General features: G+C 71.4%; 23 protein-coding genes. 13 read left to right on the top strand and 10 right to left on the bottom strand.

Annotation, left to right across the window (positions count from 1 at the left end; genetic code table 11):
• Window positions 1–186: 186 nt before the first annotated feature.
• On the bottom strand, window positions 187–1290 hold the full coding sequence (locus tag ABT123_RS25445) for a WD40/YVTN/BNR-like repeat-containing protein (RefSeq protein WP_351318644.1): 1104 nt from the start codon (window positions 1288–1290) through the stop codon (window positions 187–189).
• 345 nt (window positions 1291–1635) lie between these two features.
• Here ABT123_RS25445 and ssgD point away from each other — a divergent pair, with 345 nt between their 5' ends.
• From ssgD to ABT123_RS25405, 8 genes are all read left to right on the top strand, one after another.
• On the top strand, window positions 1636–2052 hold the full coding sequence (gene ssgD / locus ABT123_RS25440; protein ID WP_351318641.1) for a spore wall synthesis regulator SsgD: 417 nt from the start codon (window positions 1636–1638) through the stop codon (window positions 2050–2052).
• Window positions 2053–2299: 247 nt separating this feature from the next.
• A complete protein-coding gene (locus ABT123_RS25435) occupies window positions 2300–3955 on the top strand; it encodes an ABC-F family ATP-binding cassette domain-containing protein (RefSeq protein WP_351318639.1) in 1656 nt (551 codons plus the stop codon).
• 459 nt (window positions 3956–4414) lie between these two features.
• Window positions 4415–5386: an acyl-ACP desaturase gene (locus ABT123_RS25430; protein WP_351318637.1), complete on the top strand. Its 972-nt coding sequence runs from the start codon at window positions 4415–4417 to the stop codon at window positions 5384–5386.
• Window positions 5387–5509: 123 nt separating this feature from the next.
• Entirely contained in the window at window positions 5510–5818 is a 309-nt protein-coding gene (locus ABT123_RS25425) for a DUF6317 family protein (protein WP_351318635.1), read from the top strand.
• Window positions 5811–6941: a hypothetical protein gene (locus tag ABT123_RS25420; protein ID WP_351318633.1), complete on the top strand. Its 1131-nt coding sequence runs from the start codon at window positions 5811–5813 to the stop codon at window positions 6939–6941. Before ABT123_RS25425 ends, ABT123_RS25420 begins: the two co-directional genes overlap by 8 nt.
• The gene (locus ABT123_RS25415) at window positions 6938–7543 is read left to right on the top strand and encodes a hypothetical protein (protein WP_351318631.1); all 606 of its coding nucleotides are present in this window, start codon (window positions 6938–6940) and stop codon (window positions 7541–7543) included. The genes ABT123_RS25420 and ABT123_RS25415 overlap by 4 nt, the downstream gene beginning before the upstream one ends.
• Entirely contained in the window at window positions 7540–8130 is a 591-nt protein-coding gene (locus ABT123_RS25410; protein ID WP_351318629.1) for a hypothetical protein, read from the top strand. The genes ABT123_RS25415 and ABT123_RS25410 overlap by 4 nt, the downstream gene beginning before the upstream one ends.
• Window positions 8131–8386: 256 nt before the next feature.
• On the top strand, window positions 8387–8815 hold the full coding sequence (locus tag ABT123_RS25405) for a hypothetical protein (RefSeq protein WP_351318627.1): 429 nt from the start codon (window positions 8387–8389) through the stop codon (window positions 8813–8815).
• A 54-nt stretch (window positions 8816–8869) separates the two neighbouring features.
• On the opposite strand, the gene ABT123_RS25400 is transcribed toward ABT123_RS25405, so the two are convergent.
• From ABT123_RS25400 to ligD, 3 genes are read right to left on the bottom strand one after another with little or no spacing between them, the layout of a single operon-like run.
• The gene (locus tag ABT123_RS25400; protein WP_351318625.1) at window positions 8870–9115 is read right to left on the bottom strand and encodes a WhiB family transcriptional regulator; all 246 of its coding nucleotides are present in this window, start codon (window positions 9113–9115) and stop codon (window positions 8870–8872) included.
• Window positions 9116–9171: 56 nt separating this feature from the next.
• A complete protein-coding gene (locus ABT123_RS25395; protein WP_351318623.1) occupies window positions 9172–9669 on the bottom strand; it encodes an HAD domain-containing protein in 498 nt (165 codons plus the stop codon).
• Between the two features lie 5 nt (window positions 9670–9674).
• Window positions 9675–10703: a non-homologous end-joining DNA ligase gene (gene ligD, locus ABT123_RS25390; protein WP_351318621.1), complete on the bottom strand. Its 1029-nt coding sequence runs from the start codon at window positions 10701–10703 to the stop codon at window positions 9675–9677.
• 94 nt (window positions 10704–10797) lie between these two features.
• On the opposite strand from ligD, the gene ABT123_RS25385 reads away from it, so the two are divergent.
• Window positions 10798–11859, top strand: a complete 1062-nt coding sequence (locus ABT123_RS25385; RefSeq protein WP_351318619.1) for an ATP-dependent DNA ligase — start codon at window positions 10798–10800, stop codon at window positions 11857–11859.
• A gap of 15 nt (window positions 11860–11874) precedes the next feature.
• On the opposite strand, the gene ABT123_RS25380 is transcribed toward ABT123_RS25385, so the two are convergent.
• Window positions 11875–13362: an NAD(P)/FAD-dependent oxidoreductase gene (locus ABT123_RS25380; RefSeq protein WP_351318617.1), complete on the bottom strand. Its 1488-nt coding sequence runs from the start codon at window positions 13360–13362 to the stop codon at window positions 11875–11877.
• Window positions 13363–13465: 103 nt separating this feature from the next.
• Window positions 13466–14485: an NAD(P)/FAD-dependent oxidoreductase gene (locus tag ABT123_RS25375; RefSeq protein ID WP_351318615.1), complete on the bottom strand. Its 1020-nt coding sequence runs from the start codon at window positions 14483–14485 to the stop codon at window positions 13466–13468.
• A gap of 65 nt (window positions 14486–14550) precedes the next feature.
• Here ABT123_RS25375 and ABT123_RS25370 point away from each other — a divergent pair, with 65 nt between their 5' ends.
• Both ABT123_RS25370 and ABT123_RS25365 read left to right on the top strand, forming a co-directional pair.
• Window positions 14551–15183, top strand: a complete 633-nt coding sequence (locus ABT123_RS25370; protein ID WP_351318613.1) for a cupin domain-containing protein — start codon at window positions 14551–14553, stop codon at window positions 15181–15183.
• Window positions 15180–15671 carry a nucleotide triphosphate diphosphatase NUDT15 gene (locus tag ABT123_RS25365; RefSeq protein WP_351318611.1) on the top strand — a complete coding sequence of 164 codons (492 nt, stop codon included), beginning with the start codon at window positions 15180–15182 and terminating at the stop codon, window positions 15669–15671. The genes ABT123_RS25370 and ABT123_RS25365 overlap by 4 nt, the downstream gene beginning before the upstream one ends.
• Window positions 15672–15688: 17 nt before the next feature.
• Here ABT123_RS25365 and ABT123_RS25360 read toward each other — a convergent pair whose 3' ends face one another.
• The 4 genes from ABT123_RS25360 to ABT123_RS25345 form a co-directional block, all read right to left on the bottom strand.
• Window positions 15689–16360: a GOLPH3/VPS74 family protein gene (locus ABT123_RS25360; RefSeq protein WP_351318609.1), complete on the bottom strand. Its 672-nt coding sequence runs from the start codon at window positions 16358–16360 to the stop codon at window positions 15689–15691.
• Window positions 16361–16460: 100 nt separating this feature from the next.
• On the bottom strand, window positions 16461–18569 hold the full coding sequence (locus ABT123_RS25355; protein ID WP_351318607.1) for a DHA2 family efflux MFS transporter permease subunit: 2109 nt from the start codon (window positions 18567–18569) through the stop codon (window positions 16461–16463).
• Window positions 18570–18620: 51 nt separating this feature from the next.
• Entirely contained in the window at window positions 18621–19973 is a 1353-nt protein-coding gene (locus ABT123_RS25350; protein WP_351318605.1) for a 6-phospho-beta-glucosidase, read from the bottom strand.
• 84 nt (window positions 19974–20057) lie between these two features.
• Window positions 20058–21050 carry an MmyB family transcriptional regulator gene (locus ABT123_RS25345; protein WP_351318603.1) on the bottom strand — a complete coding sequence of 331 codons (993 nt, stop codon included), beginning with the start codon at window positions 21048–21050 and terminating at the stop codon, window positions 20058–20060.
• 218 nt (window positions 21051–21268) lie between these two features.
• Here ABT123_RS25345 and ABT123_RS25340 point away from each other — a divergent pair, with 218 nt between their 5' ends.
• Window positions 21269–21925 carry a helix-turn-helix domain-containing protein gene (locus tag ABT123_RS25340; RefSeq protein ID WP_351318601.1) on the top strand — a complete coding sequence of 219 codons (657 nt, stop codon included), beginning with the start codon at window positions 21269–21271 and terminating at the stop codon, window positions 21923–21925.
• 43 nt (window positions 21926–21968) lie between these two features.
• Complete coding sequence (locus ABT123_RS25335) at window positions 21969–22517, top strand: toxin-antitoxin system, toxin component (protein WP_351318599.1); 549 nt, start codon at window positions 21969–21971, stop codon at window positions 22515–22517.
• The last annotated feature ends 3 nt before the right edge of the window (window positions 22518–22520 follow it).

The raw sequence follows: 22520 nt of genomic DNA, 5'->3' as shown, positions 1-22520 counted from the left end.
CCTTGTCTTTCCGGGGCGGACGGCGGGGTCAAGGGTGGAGCGAAGCGGAATCGCGAAGCGACGCGACGAAGGAGCGCCCTTGAGGCCGACGGCCGCACCGGAACGACACTGGGACTGACGGGCAGCCCCCGGACACCACCTGATCCCGCCCGGCAGAAAACCCCCTACCCCCGACCCGCCCCACCCTCAACTCCCCTCCAACCTCCCCACCCGCCCCCTCTCCCCCGCCGCCCAACACGCCGCCAAGCCCGCGCAGTCAACAGTGTCGAACGACCCAGCATCCAGCGACCGCCACGTCGCCCCACCATCCCAGGTCACGTCCGTGCCCGTCGGGCCCACCGCCAGTGCGGCCGAGGGGAGCAGCGGTATCCAGGCCACCCCGGAGCGGTAGGCCGCCGGGGCCGCTGTCGACGGCCGCCAGGTCCGGCCGCCGTCCGCCGAGACCGCCGCAGCCTGCGGCGACGGTTGGCCCGTACGGTAGTCGCCGCCCACCGCGAGACCGTGTGCGCGATCGCGGAACGCCAGTCCGAACACCCCTCGAGCCGACTCCCCGCCCGGCACCGGCGCGTCGGTCACCGTCCACGTCAGACCCCGGTCGCCCGAGTGCATGATCCGGGCGACCGCGCCGCCCCCGGTGGCGAGCCACACGTCCCGCGGCCCGGCACTCACCAGGCACTGGCCGCTCGCCGCAAATCCCGCCTCGCCTGGCAGAGCATCCGGCATACCGGCATTCGGCAGCACCCGCCAGCTGCGGCCTCCGTCGTCCGTCGACAGGATCCGGAACTTGCCGTCCACGGGATCGCTCATCGCGAGTCCGTGCCGCTGGTCGAAGAAGGTCAGGCAGTCGTAGAAGGCCCGCGGGTCGGGGTTGCGGAAGGCCTCGGTCCAGCTCGCGCCCCCGTCCTCCGTACGGAAGATCCGCGAGTCCTCGCCCTCACCGATGGAGAGGGCGACCGCCCTCCGCGCGTCGAACGCCTCGATGTCGCGGAGTTCCAGCCCCGCCGCGGCCGGCGGCGATACGTTCCGCCAGCTGCGACCGCCGTCCACCGTGCGCAGCACGGTGCCCTTCGAGCCGGACACCCAGGCCGTGGTGCGGCTCACCGCCGCCAGTCCGCGGAAGCGGGCATCCGTACCGGTGTCCTTCACAGCCCACCCGACACCGGGAAAGCCACCAAAGCCACCATCACGCCCCTGCACCTGCGCCTGCCCCTGCGCAGGTGCCGCCGACAGCCCGAGCGCCAGCATTGCCGCGCACATGCCAACCCCAAACCCAACTCCGAAACGTCTCATGGCGCCGGAAGCTAACGCACCCTGAGATCGCCGTCCAGGGTGCCTCCCCGTGCACCCAAATGGGGATCGAGGGCGCCGCCTTGGGCCTGTGGAGTGAGCGCGAATCAGCCGTAATGCGACCACCGGGAAGCCCACGACAGCCACCCCCCGCGCCCGCCGCACCCTTCCCTCGCAACCGCCACCCCACCCCCGCCGATCACTCTGTGCGATCACACAGTCAGGATCCGGCCATTCGGTGACACAGGTCACTCATCTTCTCCTGCACGGATCCGGCCGATCCAGCGTCTATCCCGATGCCGGGCCCCACCCCAGCCCGCAACCCGATCCGTAGCAAGGGAGCGAGCCTTGATCACCGTTATCGAGCAGGCCGTAGAGGCCCGACTGGTCGCCACGGCGCCGAAGGTCGAGACCGTTGCTGTCACTCTCTGCTACGACCGGTCGGATCCCTTCGCCATGCGCATGGCTTTCCCCGCCCCCGCGACCCTGGAAGGGGTCGAGGTGTCGTGGACCTTCGCCCGCGAACTCCTGGAAGCGGGTCTGCACCGTCCGTCCGGACACGGGGACGTGCGCGTGCGGCCGTACGGAGCGGGGCGCACCGTGATCGAGTTCCACGCGCCCGAGGGCGTCGCGATCGTCCTGCTGGCCAGCGCCGAGCTGCGGCACTTCCTGGACCGGTCCTGTTCGGTGGTCCCGCCCGGCCTCGAGCACCTCTACCTCGACGTGGACCACAGCCTGGCCGAGCTGATGCGCGACTCCTGCTGACCACCCACCCGCACCCACCCCACCCGCACACCCACCCCCACCCACTCGCGCCCACCCCCACTCACCCCCACCACCCGTAAAACCCTTTGCGAGCACCCCCGGCCGCCCGTAGCTTCGAAGACGCCCCACTGCCGTCGATCGGAGCAGGACATTGTTCGTCTGAGGTTCGAGACACCCACCATCCCCATCTCCACCCGCGGTGTCTCCCCACGTTGCAGCTCACCATTCACGCAACCTGGAGGCCTCCATGAGCCATGCCCATGCCCCCGCTTTTGTCACCTGCTCCCGCCTCGCCTTCGACTGGCCCGACGGGACCCCCGTCTTCGAGGACCTCGATCTCGCCATCGGCCCCGGCCGCACCGGTCTGATCGGTCTCAACGGCTGTGGAAAGTCCACCCTGTTGAAACTCGTCGCCGGTGAACTCCAGCCCTCCGACGGCCAGATCTCGGCGGCCGGCACCATCGGCCACCTCCCCCAGGGCATCATCCTCGACACCACACTGCGGGTGGACGAGGTCCTGGGCATCGCGGCCACCCGGGCCGCCCTGCACGCCATCGAGGCGGGCGAAGCGACCGTGGAGAACTTCACGGCCGTCGGCGACGACTGGGACGTGGAAGAACGCGCCCACGCCACCCTCGACCGGCTGGGCCTGGGCCGGATCGGTCTCGACCGCACGGTCGGCGACCTCTCCGGCGGCGAGTCCGTGCTGCTGCGGCTCGCCTCCCTGCTCCTCGCCCGTCCCGACGTCCTGCTGCTCGACGAACCGACCAACAACCTGGACCTGCGGGCCCGGCGGCGGCTGTACGACGCCGTGGAGTCCTGGTCCGGGGTGATGGTCGTGGTCAGCCACGACCGTGAGCTGCTGGAACGGGTCGACCAGATCGCCGAGCTGCGCGAGGGTGAGGTCCGCTGGTACGGCGGGAACTTCACGGCGTACGAGGAGATCGTCGCGGCCGAGCAGGAGACGGCCGAGCGGATGGTCCGGGTCGCGGAGGCCGACGTACAGCGGCAGAAGCGCGAACTGGCCGACGCTCAAGTCAAGTTGGCCCGGCGGAAGCGCTACGGCCAGAAGATGTACGAGAACAAGCGCGAGCCCAAGATCGTGATGGGTGCGCGCAAGCGGGCCGCCCAGGAGTCGGCCGGCAAGCACCGCATCATGCACACCGAGAAGCTGGCCGAGGCCCGGGAGCGGCTCGACCAGGCCGTGGAGGCGGTCCGGGACGACGACGAGATCCGGATCAAACTGCCGGCCACCCGGGTACCGGCGGGGCGGAACGTCCTGACCCTGCGCGGCCTGGCGCTCGCGCACGGGGGCGGCGTACCGGCCGTCCCCGGTGAGCTGGACCTGCGCGGACCGGAGCGGATCGCCCTGGTCGGCCGGAACGGATCGGGCAAGACCACTCTGCTGCGCACGATCGCGGGGCTGCTCCCGGCGGCTTCCGGGGAGGCGGTCGCCCACGTGCCGGCGCGGTTCCTGCCGCAGCGGCTGGACGTGCTGGACGACGGGCTGTCGGTGGTGGAGAACGTGGCGCGGTTCGCGCCGGAGGCCACCAACAACCGGATCAGGGCGCGCCTGGCGCACTTCCTGCTCCGGGGCGCGCGGGCGGACCAGCCGGCGGGCACCCTGTCCGGCGGCGAACGGTTCCGCGCGGCGCTGGCGGCACTGCTGCTGGCGGAGCCGGCTCCACAGCTGCTGATGCTGGACGAGCCGACGAACAACCTGGATCTGGCGAGCGTGCGGCAGCTGACGGATGCGCTGGAGTCGTACGAGGGGGCGCTCGTGGTGGCCAGTCACGACGTGCCGTTCCTGGAGTCGATCGGCATCACGCGCTGGCTCCTGCTCGACGGCGAGCTGCGACCGACCACGGCGGAGGAGGTACGGGAAGCCATGTGGCACGACTAACCAGGCCGCCACTCCCCGCCGACCGACCGCCTCGACGGCGGCGGCTGCGCCGGCTCCGGCACTCAGCGCACTCCTCGCCCATCTCGGGCGAGGAGTGCGCTGCTCCATTTTCGGGGGGCACACAGGACCACAGGGTCACCCCACGTGAGACTTTCACCACCGACCGTAGCGCGACCTGGACACCGGCGGAAACGCCCACATCGGCACGCCGAAGTCCGCCGCATACGTAACGGACTCGATCGAGGCGGACCACCTGCTCGGCTGAGCGCCTCCGGCCTGAAGGGGCCGTCCGGACGTGTCTCAATTTCGCCACTACCGACGGCCCCCCACCTGCATACATAACCGGATGTAACGGGGCATGGCGCATGTCCGGGCTTGGCTGGTCTTCACGCCAGGCTTAACCTACGGGTTCGTAGGCTACGGAACCGTAGGTATTCGCTTGTCCCCCCAGGAGCACCCGTGACGATCACCTCTCACCACCTCGGCAGCTCGGAGGCGTGGACCGACGCCAAGCTGCTGTACGCGCTGGAAGAGGTGGTTGAGAAGGAGCTCAACCGCCATCTGAAGATCACCAAAGACTGGATGCCGCACGAGTACGTGCCGTGGAGCGACGGCCGTAACTTCCCCGGATTCTTCGAGGACGGGGAGGCCTGGGTCCCCAGCCAGTCCAAGGTGACCGACATCGGCAAGATCGCGCTGGTGGTGAACCTCCTCACCGAGGACAACCTGCCCAGCTACCACCACGAGATCGCCACCCTCTTCGGCCGCAACGGCGCCTGGGGCACCTGGGTGCACCGGTGGACCGCGGAGGAAGGCCGGCACGGCATCGTGATGCGCGACTACCTGCTGGCCTCGCGCGCCGTGGACCCGGACAAGCTGGAAGCGTTCCGGATGCAGCACATGTCGGAGGGCTTCGAGTCCGACAACCGGCACTCGATGCTGCACTCGGTCGCGTACGTGGCCTTCCAGGAGCTCGCCACCCGCATCTCGCACCGCAACACCGGCCACCAGTCCGGCGACCCGGTGTGCGACCGCATGCTCGCGCGCATCGCGGCCGACGAGAACCTGCACATGATCTTCTACCGCAACCTGCTCGGGGCGGCCTTCGAGCTCGCTCCCGACCTCACCATGCAGGCCGTGCGCGACGTGGTCGTCAACTTCCGAATGCCGGGACACGGCATGCCCGGCTTCGAGCGGATGGCCGCGCAGATGGCCATCGGCGGGGTCTACAACCTGCGGATCCACCACGACGACGTGCTGAGCCCGGTCCTCCGCTTCCTGAAGGTCATGGACATCGACGGCCTCGGCCCCGAGGGCCAGCAGGCCCAGGACGAGCTCGGGCTGTTCATGAACGGCCTGGACGCGGAGGCGCGCAAGCTCGACGAGAAGCTGGCTGCGCGAGCGGCCCGCATCGCGGCCCGCAAGGCCTGACGCAAGGCGCAGGCGCCAGCGCAGGCACAAGCAGGCACAAACCAGGTTGGGCCGATTCCCGGTCCCCCCTGCGAGTGACGGCGATTGCCCTGGCAGAGCGATGCTCTGCCAGGCTTCACCGTCATGACCTTCCTCCGGGCGGACCTCGACCAGCTGACGCGCTTCACCCAGTCCCTGGACGCCTCTCTGACCGCCCTGAGAGACGCCCGCCGGGCCCTTGACCGGATCCGGCCGGACCAGCTGGGCACGGCGGAGCTGGACGCGGCGTGCGACCGGTTCCAGGAGCGCTGGTCGTACGGCGCGAAGCAGCTCTCCCAGCGGGTGACCACCGTCCGCGAGGGCGTACGGGGCAGCGCGGCGGAGTACGGGGTGCTGGACGCGGCGATCCGCGCGGCGTTCCTGGCCGCGTCCAAGGCGGCCCCCCGTGACTGAGGCACTGGGCTTTGACCCGGCCCCGGGCTCCCCGCCGGCGGTCCTCGCGCTGGCGGCGAAGCTGCGCACGTCGGCGGGCTCGCTGGGGGAAGCGTCCCGGGTGGTCGACGCGCTGGTGTCGCGGAGCGAGAGCTGGCAGGGCGAGGCGGCCACGGCGTTCCGGGCAGCCCTGTCCGAGGACCTCCCCCGCTACCTGCGCTCGGCGCACGACTCCCTGGCCGAAGCCGCCCGCCGCCTCACGTCCTGGCACGACACCCTGGTCGCCCACCAGACCCTGGCCACCCGCTACGCCTCCCTGGCCGCCTCGGCCACCACCCCGGACCACCTGGCGGACGCCCGCCGCCTGGCCAGAGAACTGGCCGCCCAGCACGCGTCGGACGCGCGGCGGGTGGCGGACGCACTGGATTCGGCCACGGACCGGCTGGCTCCGAAGGAGCCGGGCGTACTGGAATCGATCTGGCGCGAGGTGGTCGAGGACCCCGCCGACGCCCTGTCGAACCTGTCCGCGGTCTTGGGCGTCGTGAGCGCCGGCCTGGCCTTCGTCTGCCCGCCGGCGGCACTGGCGGTGATGCTGGTGGGCAGCGGCCTGAGCCTGGCGGCACTGACCATGCACGCGTCGGACCCGAAATTCCGCAAGCCCCTGAAGGACGGCTTCACAAAGGCCGAGTTCGATGCGGACTTCTGGAAGAGCAGCGTCACCCTCCTGGGCGACACCCTCGGCTCGGTCCCCGGGGTCGCAGCCGTGGCGACGGGCGCGAAGGCAGGCGTCGGCGCGACGCGGGCGGCGATGGCGGTGCCGGAGACGAGCGCGCTGTCGGGGCTGGGGGCGGGGGCGGGGTCGTTCGGGCGAGCGACGTGGAGCAGCGGCAATGCGATTCGCCAGGTCGAGAGCCCGCTCACGCACTGGGCCTTGCGCAATGCGACCCCGCAAACCAGAAATACCGTGAGCGTGGCCGTTCCGGCCACCGGAGCGGGAACGGCCATCGCCGGCTACTTGCCCTGGGCACAGGAAACGGTCGATCAAACCGGCACCGCGGTGGATGGCACGCGAGGCGTTCTGGAGGACGCACCTGCGGCCATCGCCAAGTCTTCCCACGCATGGACTGCGATGAGGGTCCGATGAAGCACGACTTCGCCCCGATCTGGTTTCGGCTGCCCCCTGGCTTCCACGACATTCACCTCGGCCACCGTTCCCAGTTGGAAGAGTTGACGTCATCGACGGGCAGCTCCAAGGCGGAACACCAGGTCTCGACGCTGATGGAACAGTTGGAAGGCCTCGCCAAGCATCACGTGGTCCACACGGCCATCGGGCTGCATCCCGACAAGGCATCCGGCTTGTCCGCGTCGCTGTTCTCGCTGACCGTGCGCCCCATGGGCACGAGCAATCCCCGTGTTGCAGTCGCCCGTACAGGACTGGGAATTGCCCGATCGCCCCTCTGGAGCACGTCGATCCGGCAGACGATCGACCTGCCATCTTCGCTGCCCTGCTGTCTGGTTACCGGAACCCTCTCCCTACCCGGACTCACGGGCGCTGTCTTCCAGGCGCGGATCACGCTCGCCCACGGAGAAGGTCCCCATGTCCTCGTCCTCGACCTGACCAGCGCGTCGACCGAGCACCACGAGGAGTACACCGCCATGCTCGAAGGCATCGCCTACACCGTGTCGTTCGCGGACCCCACTCCTCCACCTCCTCGGCCTTCACGCATCCTGGAGGTGTTGTTGTGACGCTGCCGATGACGAAGACCGCCTGGGACCACCCGCCGACAGCATTCGGCTACAGGCGTCTGGCAATGCGTCGCGTGGTTTGGCTGATCGGCACAGTCGCCCTGGGCGCAGTGTCGTGCACGGCCATCTCGTATGCCCCGGCTCCACTGGCACTCATTGCGTTCATGTCGATCGTGGTCACCGGATTGGCGATCCTGCCCGCCGTGGCCATCGCCTTCTTCCGGCGGCAGAGGGTAGCCGCAGTCCTGCGCGCTTACCCGTGGCTCGAGTGTCTTTGCCGGTACCCAGCGCAAGCAGCCGGCAACCCCACCACGATCGTGGTCGCATTCCAGAACGGCTACGCACCCACGTTCCGCATCGTCCCCTTCCCGGTCGCGCTCGCGGAGACCCAGAACTCCCACCCCGACCGCATCTGGTTCGCCGGCGACCCCCGCTTCGGCGGGGTCGTGTCGCCCGTCGGGGGGCACTATCCCGTGCGGGTCGTGCCCCATGCGCCGGCTGGGCGGGAGTGGGACGGGCCCGGGGATGTTGCGCTCGCGCGGCGGGTTGGGCTGGTGCGGCGGAGTGGGAAGGGGACGCAGACCTAGTGCTGTGACCGCGAAGGTTTACCGGGTTGGGACTGGCGGGGGCCAAGGGGCCCAACGCCCGCCACCCCGAGGTCCTGGACACCCAGCGCCTCGAGGGCGCTCGCATCCGCTGGCGCGGCCGACCCGCACTCGCCGCATGGATCAAGCAACACGGCAGCTCGTGGAGTCGGCCGGGCCCGACAGGCGAACACCGTTGTCAGACCCTCTTGTTACTGTCGCGAACCTCGCGAACCCGAAACGATCGAGGGCGGTCTTGATGAGCGACAACGATGTGCGGCAGTTCGGCATCCACACCTACGACCAGTGGACGGCGATGTGGAACGGTGATCTGGACCTTGCCGAGAAGATCATGGCTCCGGAATTCGTCCTGCGTTATGCCCAGGCAGGCACCGAGGCCTTCGACGATGTCCGCACTCCGCAGCAGCTCGCCGACATCATCGCGGCCTGGCATCGAGAGCGCCGTGGGCTTCGCTTCGTGGCCGAGGGCACGGCAGTCGTGGACCTCGCGCTTGTCGATGGCGCACCGACCGGTCTGGTCGCCCGCCCCTATCTCGCTTCCGTCACGGACGAAGACGCCCGAACTGTCGCCAGGAGCGGGACCGACACCCTGAGGATCACCAACGGTTTGATCAGCGAGGTGTGGTCCGTTTCCTCCGGCGCCGTCGGCCGGACCTTTTACCGCTAGTACGGCACGTCCAGCGCACAGACCCCACCCCGGTGAACATATGCGGTCACAGCACTAGCGGGGGCGGAGCGCCGAGCGTTCGCGTTCGGACAGGCCGCCCCAGACGCCGAAGCGCTCGTCGTTGGCCAGCGCGTACTCCAGGCAGCCCGCCCGCCCCTCGCACGCACCGCACAGCCTCTTCGCGTCCCGCAGGGACGTTCCCGGCTCCGGGAAGAAGAAGTCGGGGCCGGTTTCGGCGCACAGGGCGAGTTCGTACCAGGCAGCGGCAGCTGCCCCCACAGCGATTGTGTTCATGGACATGCGCAGATCCTCACCATCGCCGATGTACGTCCGATCAACGACTGATCAACACCCGTTCAGGACGGCTGGTGGTTGCGGAGCCAGGTGGTGAGGGTCGTGAAGTTTGCCGGGGTGAGGCCCCGGTGGGGGTTGACGGTGAGGAGGAGGGCTTCGGCCGGGTGGTGGGTGGAGACCCAGGTGTGGTCCTGGGGGGTGATTTCGTCGTCGACCCAGGCGAAGGGGCGGCCGGCCGCCCAGTCCACCACGGCTGGGGTCTTCCAGTGGAGGCCCCTGGGGGACGGGTCCGGGTGGTCCAGGTCCAGCACCGGAAGGGGTGGCAGGCCCAGGAGCGGGGCGATGCAGGTGTTCGCGTCCGACATCCAGGTCGTCGCCCACACCAGGTCGCAGGGCAGCGACCGCAGTTGGGGGCCGTATGCGGGGTTGAGCCGGGACAGCAGGGGGTTGGACGAGTCGACGGACCCGTACGTCGGGTAATCGGTCCCTCCGAACGGGATGAGCGGGCCGTCTATGTCCAGGAAGAGGAGCGGGAGAGGGTGGTGGGGTGGGGTGGTCACGCCCTCTATTCTTCCGGGTCGTGTTTGGCGCGGCTTGGTTGGACGCGTTTGGGTTCGCCCGGCATCTTCGGGTAGTCCGGCGGGTACGGCATGTCGCCCAGGCCGTGGTCGTGTTCGTCGCGGTGGGCGAGTTCGAGGACCGCGTCGAGGGTGAACGCGTGCTGGTCCATGTCCGCGTGGAGGTCGCCGAGTTCGGCGTAGCGGGCCGGCATGGTGACGATGTCGAAGTCGCGGGGTTCGGCGGAGTCGATCTCGTTCCAGCGCAGCGGGGCCGACACCGGGGCGTGCGGGCGGGGGCGGACCGAGTAGGCGGAGGCGATGGTGCGGTCGCGGGCCGTCTGGTTGTAGTCCACGAAGATCCGCTCGCCGCGTTCCTCCTTCCACCAGGCCGTGGTGACCTTCCCCGGCATGCGCCGCTCCAGTTCCCGGCCCAGCGCGATGGCGCAGCGGCGGACCTCGGTGAAGGTCCAGCGCGGTTCGATCGGGACGAAGATGTGCAGGCCACGGCCGCCGGAGGTCTTGGGCCAGCCGCGCAGGCCCAGCTCCTCCAGCAGGTCGCGCAGCTCGTGGGCGGCCACCACCGCCTGGTGGTAGTCGGTGCCGGGCTGCGGGTCCAGGTCGATGCGGAGCTCGTCGGGGTGGTCGGTGTCCTCGCGTCGCACCGGCCAGGGGTGGAAGGTGAGGCAGCCGAGGTTGGCGGCCCACAGCACGGCGGCCGGTTCGGTCGGGCAGATCTCGTCGGCGGTGCGACCGCTGGGGAAGGCGATGTGGGCGGTGGAGATCCAGTCCGGGAGGTTCTTCGGGGCGCGTTTCTGGAAGAAGGACTCGCCCTCGACCCCGTCCGGGTAGCGCTCCAGGGTGGTGGGCCGGTTGCGCAGGGCGCGGGTGATGCCGTCGGCGACCGCCAGGTAGTACCGGGCCACGTCGAGCTTGGTGAGGCCGCGCTCCGGAAAGTAGACCTTGTCCGGGCTGGACAGCCGTACCGTCCGCCCGCCCGCCTCCAGCTCGATCGCCTTTCCGGCACCGGCTCCCATGGTGGCCACGGTAGGCCGGACCGGCCTGACTCGCATACTGGCGCATGCTTGAGCGTATCGGGCGGATTCGGGGGGATCCCTTCAGAATCGGGATATGGATCTGCCGGTGATGCCCCCCGTGAAGCCGATGCTCGCCAAGTCCGTGGCCCGGATCCCGCCGGGTATGCAGTACGAGGCCAAATGGGACGGCTTCCGGGCCATCGTGCACCGCGACGGCGCGGAGGTGGAGATCGGCAGCCGCACCGGGAAGTCCCTGACCCGGTACTTCCCCGAGCTGGTCGAGGCGCTCCGGGCGAACCTGCCGGAGCGTTGCGTGGTCGACGGGGAGATCGTCATCGTGCACGACGGGCGGCTCGACTTCGACCGGTTGACCGAGCGGATCCATCCGGCCGCCTCCCGGGTGAAACTGCTGGCCGAGACCACCCCCGCCTCCTTCGTCGCCTTCGATCTGCTCGCGCTCGGCGACGAGGCACTGCTCGACACCCCGCTGACCGACCGCCGTGACGCCCTCGTCCGCGCCCTGTCCATGGCCCAGCCCCCCGTCCATCTGGCGCCCGCCACCACCGACGCCGCGCAGGCGCAGGAGTGGTTCGAGCGGTTCGAGGGCGCCGGGCTGGACGGGGTGATCGCCAAACCGCTCGATCTCCCCTACCGGCCCGATGCCCGCCTCATGTTCAAGATCAAGCACGAGCGTACGGCCGACGCCGTCGTCGCGGGCTACCGCTTCCACAAGAGCGGTCCGATTGTCGGATCGCTCCTGCTGGGCCTGTACGACCCCCACGGCGCCCTGCAGCACGTCGGCGTCTGCGCCGCCTTCCCCATGAAGCGTCGCGCCGAGCTCGTCGAGGAGCTGGAACCACTGCGGATGACCGGGGCCGAGGGCCACCCGTGGGCCGCCTGGGCCGAGGAGGCAGCGCACGAGAGCGCCCGGCTGCCCGGGGCGCAGAGCCGCTGGACCGGCAAGAAGGATCTGTCGTGGGTGCCGGTGCGCCCCGAGCGGGTGTGCGAGGTGGCGTACGACCACATGGAGGGCGACCGTTTCCGGCACACCGCCCAGTTCCGCCGGTGGCGGCCGGACCGGACGCCGGAGAGCTGTACGTACGCCCAGTTGGAGGAGGTCGTCCGGTACGACCTGGCGCAGGTGCTCGGTGTATAGGCCCTGTCCGTGCGATCAGCCCGCTGTGAGGTTTTCCCATTCCTTGCGGTCCGGGCCCGCCGCATTCGGCCGGTAGTCCGGGCGGGCGGCCAGCCAGCGGGCGACCCGGGCCCGGACCTCGGGGTCCGCGTACGCCCGCTCCGGCGGTTCGGCCAGGTGCCGGACGCGGGCCCTGGCCCGCATCACCTCCGGGTCGTCCAGCGCGCAGTCGAACAGCGCAGCCACCTCGCGCGCGGTGCCGGTGCGGCTGACCTGCGTCGCGAACCGCTCCCCGATCGCCGCGTCCGCCACCACCTGGAAGTCGAACCAGGGCTTGAGGGTGCGGACCGCCCATGCGTGGTAGCCGGCGGCGAACTCCACCGACCCCGGGTCCTGGTGGGCGGTCCTGCCGACCCGCTGGGCCGCCCACAGCGCGAGTGACATGCCCTGCCCCAGGGTCGGGTTGGTGTGCGTGACGGCATCGCCCACCGGCACGAACCCGGTGACCACCGGCCCGTGTTCGTCGGCCAGGGCGCTCCACCGGTTGTCCAGGCTCGCCGTGGCGTGGACCTCGGACAGCGGCTCGGCCCCCAGCTCCAGCCAGGCCGCGCCGGGCGCGAAGGAGCGCGCGGCGGCCTCGAAAACCACCGGGTCGCGGAGCGCGGACCGGGTCGGGTCCGCGGTGTGCACGAACAGGGTGACCGCGAACACCCGGTTGTCGGCGGGGAAGACCGCACAGCCGGCGAAGGTGCCGCCGGTCACCGCCCACGGCCGGCGCGGGCCGTCCTCCCTCCCGGGCGGCAGCCGGTACCAGCGGCAGAAGTACGCGAGGCCGGTGCGGTGCCGCTCCACGACGGCCGGGCGGCAGCCGGCGGCGGCCAGCCAGCGCTCGGTGCCGCCGCGCCGGCCGCCCGAGTCGACCACCAGGTCGCCGGGGTGATCGCCGTCGGCCGTCCGCACCCCGGTGACCTGCACGCCATTGACCCGTACCCCGGTGAGCTGTACCCCGTTAGCGTGCGCCCCGGTGACCTGCACGCCGGGGACCTGACCACCGGGGGCCTGACCACCCGGGGCCTGACCACCGGAGACCGTCAACAGGCCGGTGACCGGAGCCCCGTAGTGGGTGATCACGCCGGGTTCGGCGCGCAGGGCGGTCGCCAGCGCGCTCTCCAGTACGATCCGGCGGGCCTGGAGCATGACAAGGTCCTCATCGCCCGGCCGGGCCGGCGGGCGCTCGTCGAACCAGTCCAGTTCGTGCCGCTCGCGGGCGCCGAGCCGCAGCATCTCCTCGTACACGTCGGGCAGTTCGGTACGCAACACTTTCCGCGCGGCGCCGAGCAGCGCGTGCGGCTGGGTGGCCTGCGGAACCGCGGGGCGCCGCCAGCCGAAGAAGTCCCGGTCCAGTGCCCGGCCGGGCGCGCGGGTGTCCCGCTCGAACAGTTCGGCGGTGTGCCCGTGCCGGGCGGCGATCAGTGCGGTGGCCAGCCCGCCGACCCCGCCTCCGATGACCAGCACATGTGTCATGGCGCCCCCCGGTGGCTGTGATGACGATCAGATCGTCGGACAGATTGTCCGAGATCCTGCACGGCCCGGCCCTGGCCGAAACCCGCACACCTGACCGAGCGCGCTACGGAGCCGCCGGAGTCGCCGACGCTCGGCGACGCGCCTCGGTCGCGCGGCGGATCTCCTCGGCGATCAGGTCCGCGTTGATGGCCGTCGCCGCTCGGACACCCTGGGCCGCCGCGCCCACCACCTTCTCGAACGGGGCGGTCACATTGCCGGCCGCCCAGACCCCCGGCAGCGCGGTGGCCCCGGTGTGCGGGTCGGCGTCCACGACCGTGCCGACGGCCCGGCCGTCGCGCACGACCTCCGTCAGCGGGAGGCCGAGGCTGCTGAGGACCGCGGCGCGGGCGGCGAAGCGCGGGGCGACCACCAGGGCCTCGCAGGCCACCGTCGTGCCATCGGCCAGCTCCACCCCGGTCAGTCGATCGTCCTGCGTCAGCCGGAGGCCGGTCGCCTCGGCGTCCGCCACGGCGATGCCGCGGGCGGCCAGTTCCTCGTACTGTTCCCCGGTGAGCGGCGTGCCGTTCCGGAGCAGAGTGATCCGGTCGCTCCACTGGCGCCACAGCTGTGCCTGCTGGACGGCCGCGGGGCCGGTGGCCAGGACCGCCAGGGGCCGGTCCCGGACCTCCCAGCCGTGGCAGTACGGGCAGTGCAGCACGTCCCGGCCCCAGCGTCCGGCCAGGCCCGGCAGCTCGGGCAGTACGTCCACCAGGCCGGTGGCGACCAGCAGCCGGGCGGCCCGGACCGAGCTGCCGTCGTCGCAGCGGACCAGGAAGCCGCCGTCCGGCAGCCGGTCCGCCGCGATCGCCGCGGCCTCGGCGAAGCGCACCCCGTACGCCGCCGCCTCGGCCCGCGCGCGGGCGAGCAGCTCGGCCGGGTTCGCCCCGTCGAAGCCCGGATAGCCGTGCATGTGCCCGGCGGGGGCGTTCCGGGGGCTGCCGGAGTCGAGCACCAGCACCGAGCGCCGGGCCCGGGCCAGGATCAGAGCCCCGCCGAGCCCGGCGGCCCCGCCTCCCACCACCAGCACCTCGACCTCGGCGTCCGCTGCTGCCACTGCCTCGTCTGCTCGGTATGAATGCGTCATACCGGTGAGCCTGCGCCGAGACCGCCCGCTTGACAAATGCTGTTGCCGAAGCAGCAAATGGGATCATGAGTAACGACGAGGAATCCGACCTCGCGGAGGTGCTCACCGCCGTCGGTCCCCGGCTGCGCGAGCTGCGCCGGACGCGCGGCACCACGCTGGCCCAGCTCAGCGAGGTCACCGGAATCTCGCTCTCCACGCTCTCCCGGCTGGAGTCCGGCCAGCGCAAGCCGACGCTGGAGCTGCTGCTTCCGCTCGCCAAGGCCCACCGGGTGGCCCTGGACGAACTGGTCGGGGCGCCCGAGACCGGGGACCCGCGCATCCGGGCCAAGCCCTTTGTCCGGGACGGCCGCACCCATGTGCCGCTGACCCGGAGCGTCGGCGGGCTGCGCGCCTTCAAGACGATCATGCCGCCGGCCCCGGAGCCGGGTCCCGGCTCGGCCGGGGTGCCGCTGCCCGAGCCGCGGGTCCACGAGGGCTACGAATGGCTGTACGTGCTCTCCGGGCGGCTGCGGCTGCTGCTGGGCGAGCACGATCTGGTGCTGACGGCCGGCGAGGCGGCCGAGTTCGACACCCGGACCCCGCACGCCTTCTTCAACGCCGGACCGCAGCCGGTGGAGTTCCTCAGCCTGTTCGGGCCGCAGGGCGAGCGGATGCACCTGCGGGCCCGGCCCACCCCGTCCACGGAAGGACCACGATGACCACCGCACCCCAGCACCCGGAGCGCGAACGCCCCGAGCGGGCCGTTCCGCAGCCCAACGCCGTCGTCGGAGTGGGCCTGATCGTGCTCGGCGGCGACGGGCGGATCCTGCTTGGGCAGGCCCACGACGGCCGCTGGGAGCTGCCGGGCGGCAAGGTGGACCCCGGGGAGTCCTTCGAGCAGGCCGCGGTCCGCGAGCTCGCCGAGGAGACGGACCTGCGGGCCGACCCGGCCTCGGTCCGGGTCCTCGCCGTCCAGATCGACGCGAAGTCGGGTACCACCCGGCTGACGGCGGCGGCCGTCACCGAGGCGGCCGAGGGCACCCCGGCCGTCACCGAGCCGCACAAGATCGCCTGCTGGGAGTGGTTCGCCCCGGACCGCATCCCGGCCGCGCTGTACGCTCCCTCGGCGGGCGTCCTGCGCAACTGGCGCCCGGACCTCACGGCCCTGCCCGACGTCCCTGGGTACGACTACCCGACGGCCACCTAGGCCCTGTCCCGGAGGAGCTACGCCACCGCGGCTGCAATGGTCGCCGCGGTGACCGCGATCACCGCCGCCTGCATGTCCCGGATCGCCAACCGGACGCTCTCCGCCGCCCATTCGCCGGCCGCGATCTCCGCCATCCGCTGCGTGACCTCCTTGCGCGGCTGCTCCGGGAAGGCCAGCCCATGCAGCTTGGCCGAGTGCAGCAGGGCTATCAGGCCCGCCGTACGCTCGTCCGGATCGGCCTTGCCCAGTACGGTCGCGGTCAGGCGCTCGCGCAGCGCGCGCTCCGTGGCGCCGTCCGCCTCCGGGTAGCGGCGGACCGGGAACAGTCCCAGCACCTTGTGCCGCTCCTCGGTGACCAGGCCGCGCTCGCTCAGCCGCTGCACCGTCGCCCCGACGGCCTTGGTGTGGTCCTTGGTCAGCCAGTCGGTGACCCGGCGCTTGCTGCGGCCCTGCATCCAGGTCTCCAGCAGCGCCAGCCGGCCGTCGAGCAGCGGTTCGCCGGTCGGCGTGGAGTCGAGCACACCGAGGTACTTCCCGGTCACCGACACCCGCTCCGCCATGACCAGTTCGAGCAGGATGCCGCCCGCGACCGCCCAGCCGGCCGCCTGCTGCGATTTCGCCGAGCCGGACTCGTCGTCCAGCGACAGCAGCATGATTTCCTCGCCCAGCGTGACACCCGTAACGGCCATGCCCGATCCCCCGATCCGTCCCCATGCGCAATGTGCTCTGTTACTCGTCGGTTCAGACGAATGGCGTGCCCGCAAGGTTCCCGGCCCGCCCCGCGGGCACCTACCCCCGAAGCCCCGATCGGGGCGCGAAGTTGCCCTCCCCCAGGTCCTCGGCCAGCAGCCGCTTCGCGATCGCGTCCGCCGCCGCCCGCAGTTCGGTACTGCGCGGCCGTCCCCGGTCCCGCTCCAACCGGTCGCCCAGCCAGTCCGCCCAGGCCCGGGTGATGGCCTCGGCCTCGCGGCGCCCCGCCTCCGTGAGCGAGAAGTAGCTGCCCTCGTGCGTGAGGAAGCCCTCCTCGACCATTCGGTCGAACACCGGGAGCAGCACCTCCGGCGGCACGGACCGGCGGGCGGCGATCAGCCCGAGGCTGGCGTAGCCGACCGTCCGGGTCAGCAGGTCCACCTGCATCACCGCCCACGCTCCGGCCATGTCCAGGCGGGTGTCGGAGGCGTTCACGAGGTCGCGCGCCGTCTCCGGACCCATGGTCCGGACGAGTTTGCCGACCGCGAGTTCCAGCAGCTTGGCCGAGTCCCCTGAGGCCGTGGCCGGCGAGCCGAAGCCGTCGCCCATGTCCGTGGAGCCCGCCCGGGCGCTGTCGCGCAGCCTGACCTCTTTGAGGAAGAGGGCGACGACGAAGCCGAGGACGGCCACCGGCACGGTCCACAGGAACACCGTGTGCAGGGCCTGGGCATAGGCTCCGACGATCGGTGCGCCGGCGGCCGGTTCCAGGGCGTGCACGCCCCGCGGGCTCTGCGCGGCCGTGCCCAGTGCGGCCGGGTCGGCCCCGGTGGCCCGGGCGGCCTCCGCGACCGCCGCGCGGAGCGCCGGTTCCAGGCTGTTGGCGTAGAGGGTGCCGAAGACGGCGGTGCCGAAGGCGCTGCCGAGGGTGCGGAAGAAGGTCACTCCCGAGGTGGCCGTGCCGAGGTCGGCGTAGTCGACGGTGTTCTGCACCGCGATGGTCAACACCTGCATGGTCAGGCCGATCCCGGCGCCGAGCACGAACATGTACAGGGATTCCAGCCAGGTCGCGGTACCGGACTCCATCCGGGACAGCAGGTAGAGCCCGACGCCCATCACCAGCGTGCCGACGATGGGGAACACCCGGTACCGGCCGGTGCGGCCGGTGACGTTGCCGCTGAAGACCGAGGCCAGCAGGAGACCGATGACCAGCGGGAGGGTCCGTACGCCGGAAACGGTGGCCGAATCCCCGTCCACGAACTGGAGATAGGTCGGCAGGAAGATCATCGCGCCGAGCATGGCGAAGCCCACCACGAAGCTGAGCACCGAGCACACCGTGAAGACGGGGTTGCGGAACAGCCGCATCGGCAGCATGGGTTCGGCGGCCCGGGTCTCCACCACGCAGAACAGGGCCAGCGCCACCGCGCCGCAGGTGAACAGCCCGATGACCACCGGGGAGCCCCAGGCGTACTCGTTCCCGCCCCAGCTGGTGGCGAGGATCAGCGCGCCGGAGCCGACCGTCACCAGTGCGATGCCGAGGTAGTCGATGACCGGCCGGGCGGCGGAGCGCACCGAGGGGATCGTCCGGGCGGCGGCGATGACCACCAGGATGGCGAGCGGCACATTGACATAGAAGGCCCAGCGCCAGCTCAGGTGGTCGGTGAAGAGCCCGCCGAGCAGCGGCCCGATGACGGTGGCGATACCGAAGACGGCGCCTATCGCACCCTGGTACGCCCCGCGCTCGCGCAGCGGCACCACGTCCGCGATCAGTGCCATGGAGGTGACCATGAGGCCGCCGGCGCCGAGCCCCTGGACGCCCCGCCACAGGATGAGCAGAGTCATGTTGTCGGCCAGTCCGCACAGCAGCGATCCGACGATGAAGACCACCGCCGAAATCTGGAAGATCACCTTCCGGCCGAAGAGGTCGCCGAACTTGCCGGCCAGGACGGTGGCCACGGTCTCCGCGAGCAGATAGGAGGTGACCACCCAGGACACATGGGCGGCGCCGCCCAGCTCTGCCACGATCGTTGGCAGAGCGGTGCCGACGATGGTCTGGTCGAGCGCGGCCAGCAGCACGCCCAGCATGATCGTCCCGAAGACGATGTGGCGCCGGCGCCGGTCCAGCACCGGAGGCGGCCCGGCGGCGGCGCGCACGCCGCCCGGTGCAGTGGTCACATCCCGCACTCTCACAGCGGGCCGGAGCAGCCGCATGCCGCGCTGCTCCGTACGGCCGACCCGGACGCCCCCGCCACGGCCGGCGCGTCACCGCAGGTAGGACAGCCCCGGATGGCCCACCGCGTACCCGTCCACCAGCCGCCGCGCCACCGCCACCGAATCCACCAGCGGGTGCAGCGCGAAGGCCTTGACCGCGGTGGCCCGGGAGCCGCTCCGGGCCGCCGCCAGCACCTCCCGCTCCACCGCCTTGACCGCCGTGACCAGCCCCACCGCGTGGTACGGCAACGGATCGACGGCCACCGGATGCGCCCCGTTCGCGTCCACCAGGCAGGGCACCTCGATCACGGCCTCGCCGTCCAGGACGGACAGCGTGGAGCGGTTGCGGACGTTGAGGATCAGGGTGGCCCGCTCGTCCCGCGCGATGGCCCGCATCAGCGCCAGGGCCACCTGCTCGTAGCCGCCGGACTCCAGGTCGCCCTCCTCCCGGTCCCCGGCGCCCGCCGCCTCGCGGTTCTCCGCCATGTACGTGGCCTCGCGCTCGGCCCGGGTCCGGTTCCAGGCGGCCAGGGCCGCTCCGGCGGCCTGCCCGGGCCGGTCCGCCTCGGCGTAGAACGCGCGCTGCTGGTCGCGGAGGAAGGCGCCCCGGGTCTGCTTCGCCTCCTGGTAGGCGCGGACCGCCTCACGGTTGAAGTAGTAGTAGTGGAGGTACTCGTTCGGGATGGCTCCGAGGGATTTCAGCCATTCCGCGCCGAACAGCCGCCCCTCCTCGAAGGACTCCAGGGCGGCGCTGTCGGCCAGCAGCCGGGGCAGTTCGTCCCGGCCGCCGAGGTGCAGGCCGCGCACCCAGCCCAGGTGATTGAGGCCGACGTAGTCGATCCAGGCCTCCGCGGGGCGTACGGCGCCCAGCACGCGGGCGATCCGGCGGCCGAGCCCGACGGGTGAATCGCAGATTCCGATGACCCGGTCGCCGAGCTCCTCCTGCATGGCCTCGGTGACCAGGCCGGCCGGGTTGGTGAAGTTGATGACCCAGGCGTCCGGGGCGGTCCGGGCGATCCGGCGGGCCAGCTCGCGGGCCACCGGCACGGTCCGCAGGCCGTACGCGATCCCGCCCGCGCCCACCGTCTCCTGGCCCAGCACCCCCTCGGCCAGGGCCACCCGCTCGTCGGTGGCCCGGCCGTCCAGCCCGCCGACCCGGATGGCGGAGAAGACGAAGTCGGCGCGGCGCAGGGCCTCGTCGAGGTCGTTGGTGGCGGTCACGGCCGGTGCATCGGCCACGCCCTCGGCCTGGTCGGCCAGCACCCGGGCGATGGCGGTGAGCCGGGCGGGGTCCTCGTCGTACAAGGTCACCGCCGTCACCCGGCCCGGGGCCCGGTCGGCGAGCAGTGCCCGGTACACGAGCGGAACCCGGAAGCCGCCTCCGCCGAGGATCGTCAGCCGCACGTCCCCACCACCCTTCGTCAGCCGGTCAGCGTCCGGTGCCGCCTGCTCCGCAGCGGGGCAGGGGCACCAGTCTCACCGACTCGCTCACTCTCCCAGCGGCGGCACGGCGCGCAGCCGGGCGGCGGCTTGGCGCGGGACTCCGGCGCCGCCCCGGTCCGCGGGCAGCCCCTGCGGGGCGGAGAGGACCAGGGTGATCCGGGTGAGGCCCATGGCGTCGAGCATCCGGCCGTGTTCGGACACCATCCGGCAGCGCACCAGGCCCCAGCGCGGGTCCGGGTGGCGGACGGCGAGCACCGCGCCGTCCCGTTCGGCGGCCTCGGCCCCGTAGGTGCTGAGCCAGTGCGGCACCCCGTACCGGTAGGCGGCCTCCATGAACGGGTCCCGGGCCACCTCCTGACGGATGCTCCGCAGCCCCTGGTCCTCCGGGTCCCCGGCGAGCGCGGTGGCGAACTGGGCGAGCAACGGCACGCACCAGGCTGGCTCGTGGTCCTCCAGTACCGCAGCCGCGTCCGGATGGAACAGCACGAACCGCAGGAAGTTGTCGTCGGGCAGTGCGGTGGGGTGCGGCCGGACGGTCTGGAAGAGCTGATCGAAGGCGGAGTTGGTGAGCGCCACGTCCCAGCGGTGGTCCACCAGGAAGCTGGGGTACGGGACGGCCTCCATCAGGGCGGCGTAGTCCCTCAGGTAGTCGCGCTGCGCCGGGTCGTCGGGCAGCCGGCTGCCCTGCGCGGCCCGCCAGGTCGGCGGCGGGTCGCGGTCGACCATCACCCGGAACAGCCAGAAGCACTGGCGCTCGCTCATCTCCAGGGCCTCGGCCAGGGCGAGCAGTTTGCGGTCGGTCCACTCCTTGACGAGGCCGCGCTCCCAATTGCCGTACGCACGCACACTGATGCGCAGGCGGGAGGCAATATCCTCTTGGCTCAGGCCCAGTTCCTCGCGGCGCTGGCGCAAAATCTCCTTGCGGCGTTCCAGCCGCACTGTGCCACGGACGGGCTCATCGCCCGCCGGGCACTCTTCACCGGTCCGGGCGGCACGGGAGAGGCCGTCGGACGGGCCCACCGCTGCGAGATGTGGCACCGAGAGCTCCCCCTTCTCACGGTCTGGATCTTCGTTTCCCTGTGGCGATCCTGCTACCCACATCATTCGAGTGTCAACTATTGTGGCAATTCCAGCCCCTTGACAGCAGATTCCCGCCACAGCTGTGGCAAGTTCTAGCCCTCCGACGGCCGACCGGCTAGCCTCCAGGGGCCAACCACGTGTCCGTACCGACCTCGCGTGATCTAGGAGAACCACTGGTGACAGACGGCTTCCCGGCTCCCGTCGCGGTGGCCACCGTGCCCCTGGCAGCCACCGTCGCGCGCGTCGCCGAACTCGCGGACAAGCTCGGACGCAACCACGCCGACGTCTTCGACCTGTGCCGGCTCTCGGATGCCTCCGGAGTCCCGGCCGATGTGGTGAAGGCCCTGCTGGACGGCCGGCCGGCCGGCGAACCGGATCTGCAGGCCCGCTTCCTGCAACGGCTGGACCTGCTCCGCCGCACCCGGGTCAAGCCCAACGGGCGCCGGTACACCCAGCAGGAGATCGCGGACGGCGCCGCCATGTCGCGGCAGCAGGCCGGAGCCCTGATCAACGGCGACCGCCGGCCCACCATGGAGCACTGTGACGCGATCCAGCGCTTCTTCGGGGTCCACGCCGGGTTCCTCACCGCCCACGACGCCGACGCCCTCACCGACGCGCTGCTCCGCACCGAGCAACAACTCCTCCAGGACCTGACCGCACCGGCCGAGACCGCGTCGGCCGCCGCCGACCCGCTGGCCCGGCTGCTGCAGAACCACGGCGTCCGCGGCATCGCCTGGCGGGCCGCCCAACTTCCCAGCGACAAACACCGTGACAAAGTCACCGAATGGCTGGACATGCTGCTGGAAAGCGTCAAACCCACCGACCTCGAATGACGACATTGAGTCCTGATCCGGAACCGTGCCGACGGGGAGAACGGTGAGCATAGGCAGAGAGCAGCGGCGGCTGTGCGGAGAGCTGGTGGCCGGAATCCGGCTCACCGCCCCCGTGGAACCAGTGGACCTCTACGCCGCCCTCTGCGAGGGCATGAGCAAGCACCGCGGTCGCCGGGTGGAGTTCCGGATGGCTTCGTTCCCGCCGGGGACGGCGAGCGGTCTCTGGCTCGACATGGCGGACCGGGACCTGGTGATCATCGAAGAGCGCACCGCTCCGGACCATCAGCTGGTGATCCTCGGCCACGAGCTGTGGCACATGAAGGCGGGCCACTGCAGCCACCACGTCGACGGCGCCGCCGTCGCCGCCCGGCTGCTGTCCGAGGAGGCGGACCTCAGCGAGACCGTCCGGCGGGTCGCCGCCCGGACGCGCGCCGACGTGCGCGAGGAGACCGAGGCGGAGACCTTCGGGCTGCTGCTGGGCAGCAAGTGCCGGCCGTGGCTGTCGGCCTCGCTGAGCCCCGCGCCGACCGAACGGGACAAGCTGGCCGGACGCATCGAGGCGTCCCTGGGCTACCGAGGGCCACGAGGCTGACCC

It is taken from the genome of Streptomyces sp. NPDC002054 (assembly GCF_040296685.1).
In the GTDB taxonomy this organism is placed as follows: domain Bacteria; phylum Actinomycetota; class Actinomycetes; order Streptomycetales; family Streptomycetaceae; genus Streptomyces.
The sequence above is the reverse complement of the archived record's forward strand: the minus strand, read 5'-3'. Positions and strand labels throughout refer to the sequence as shown.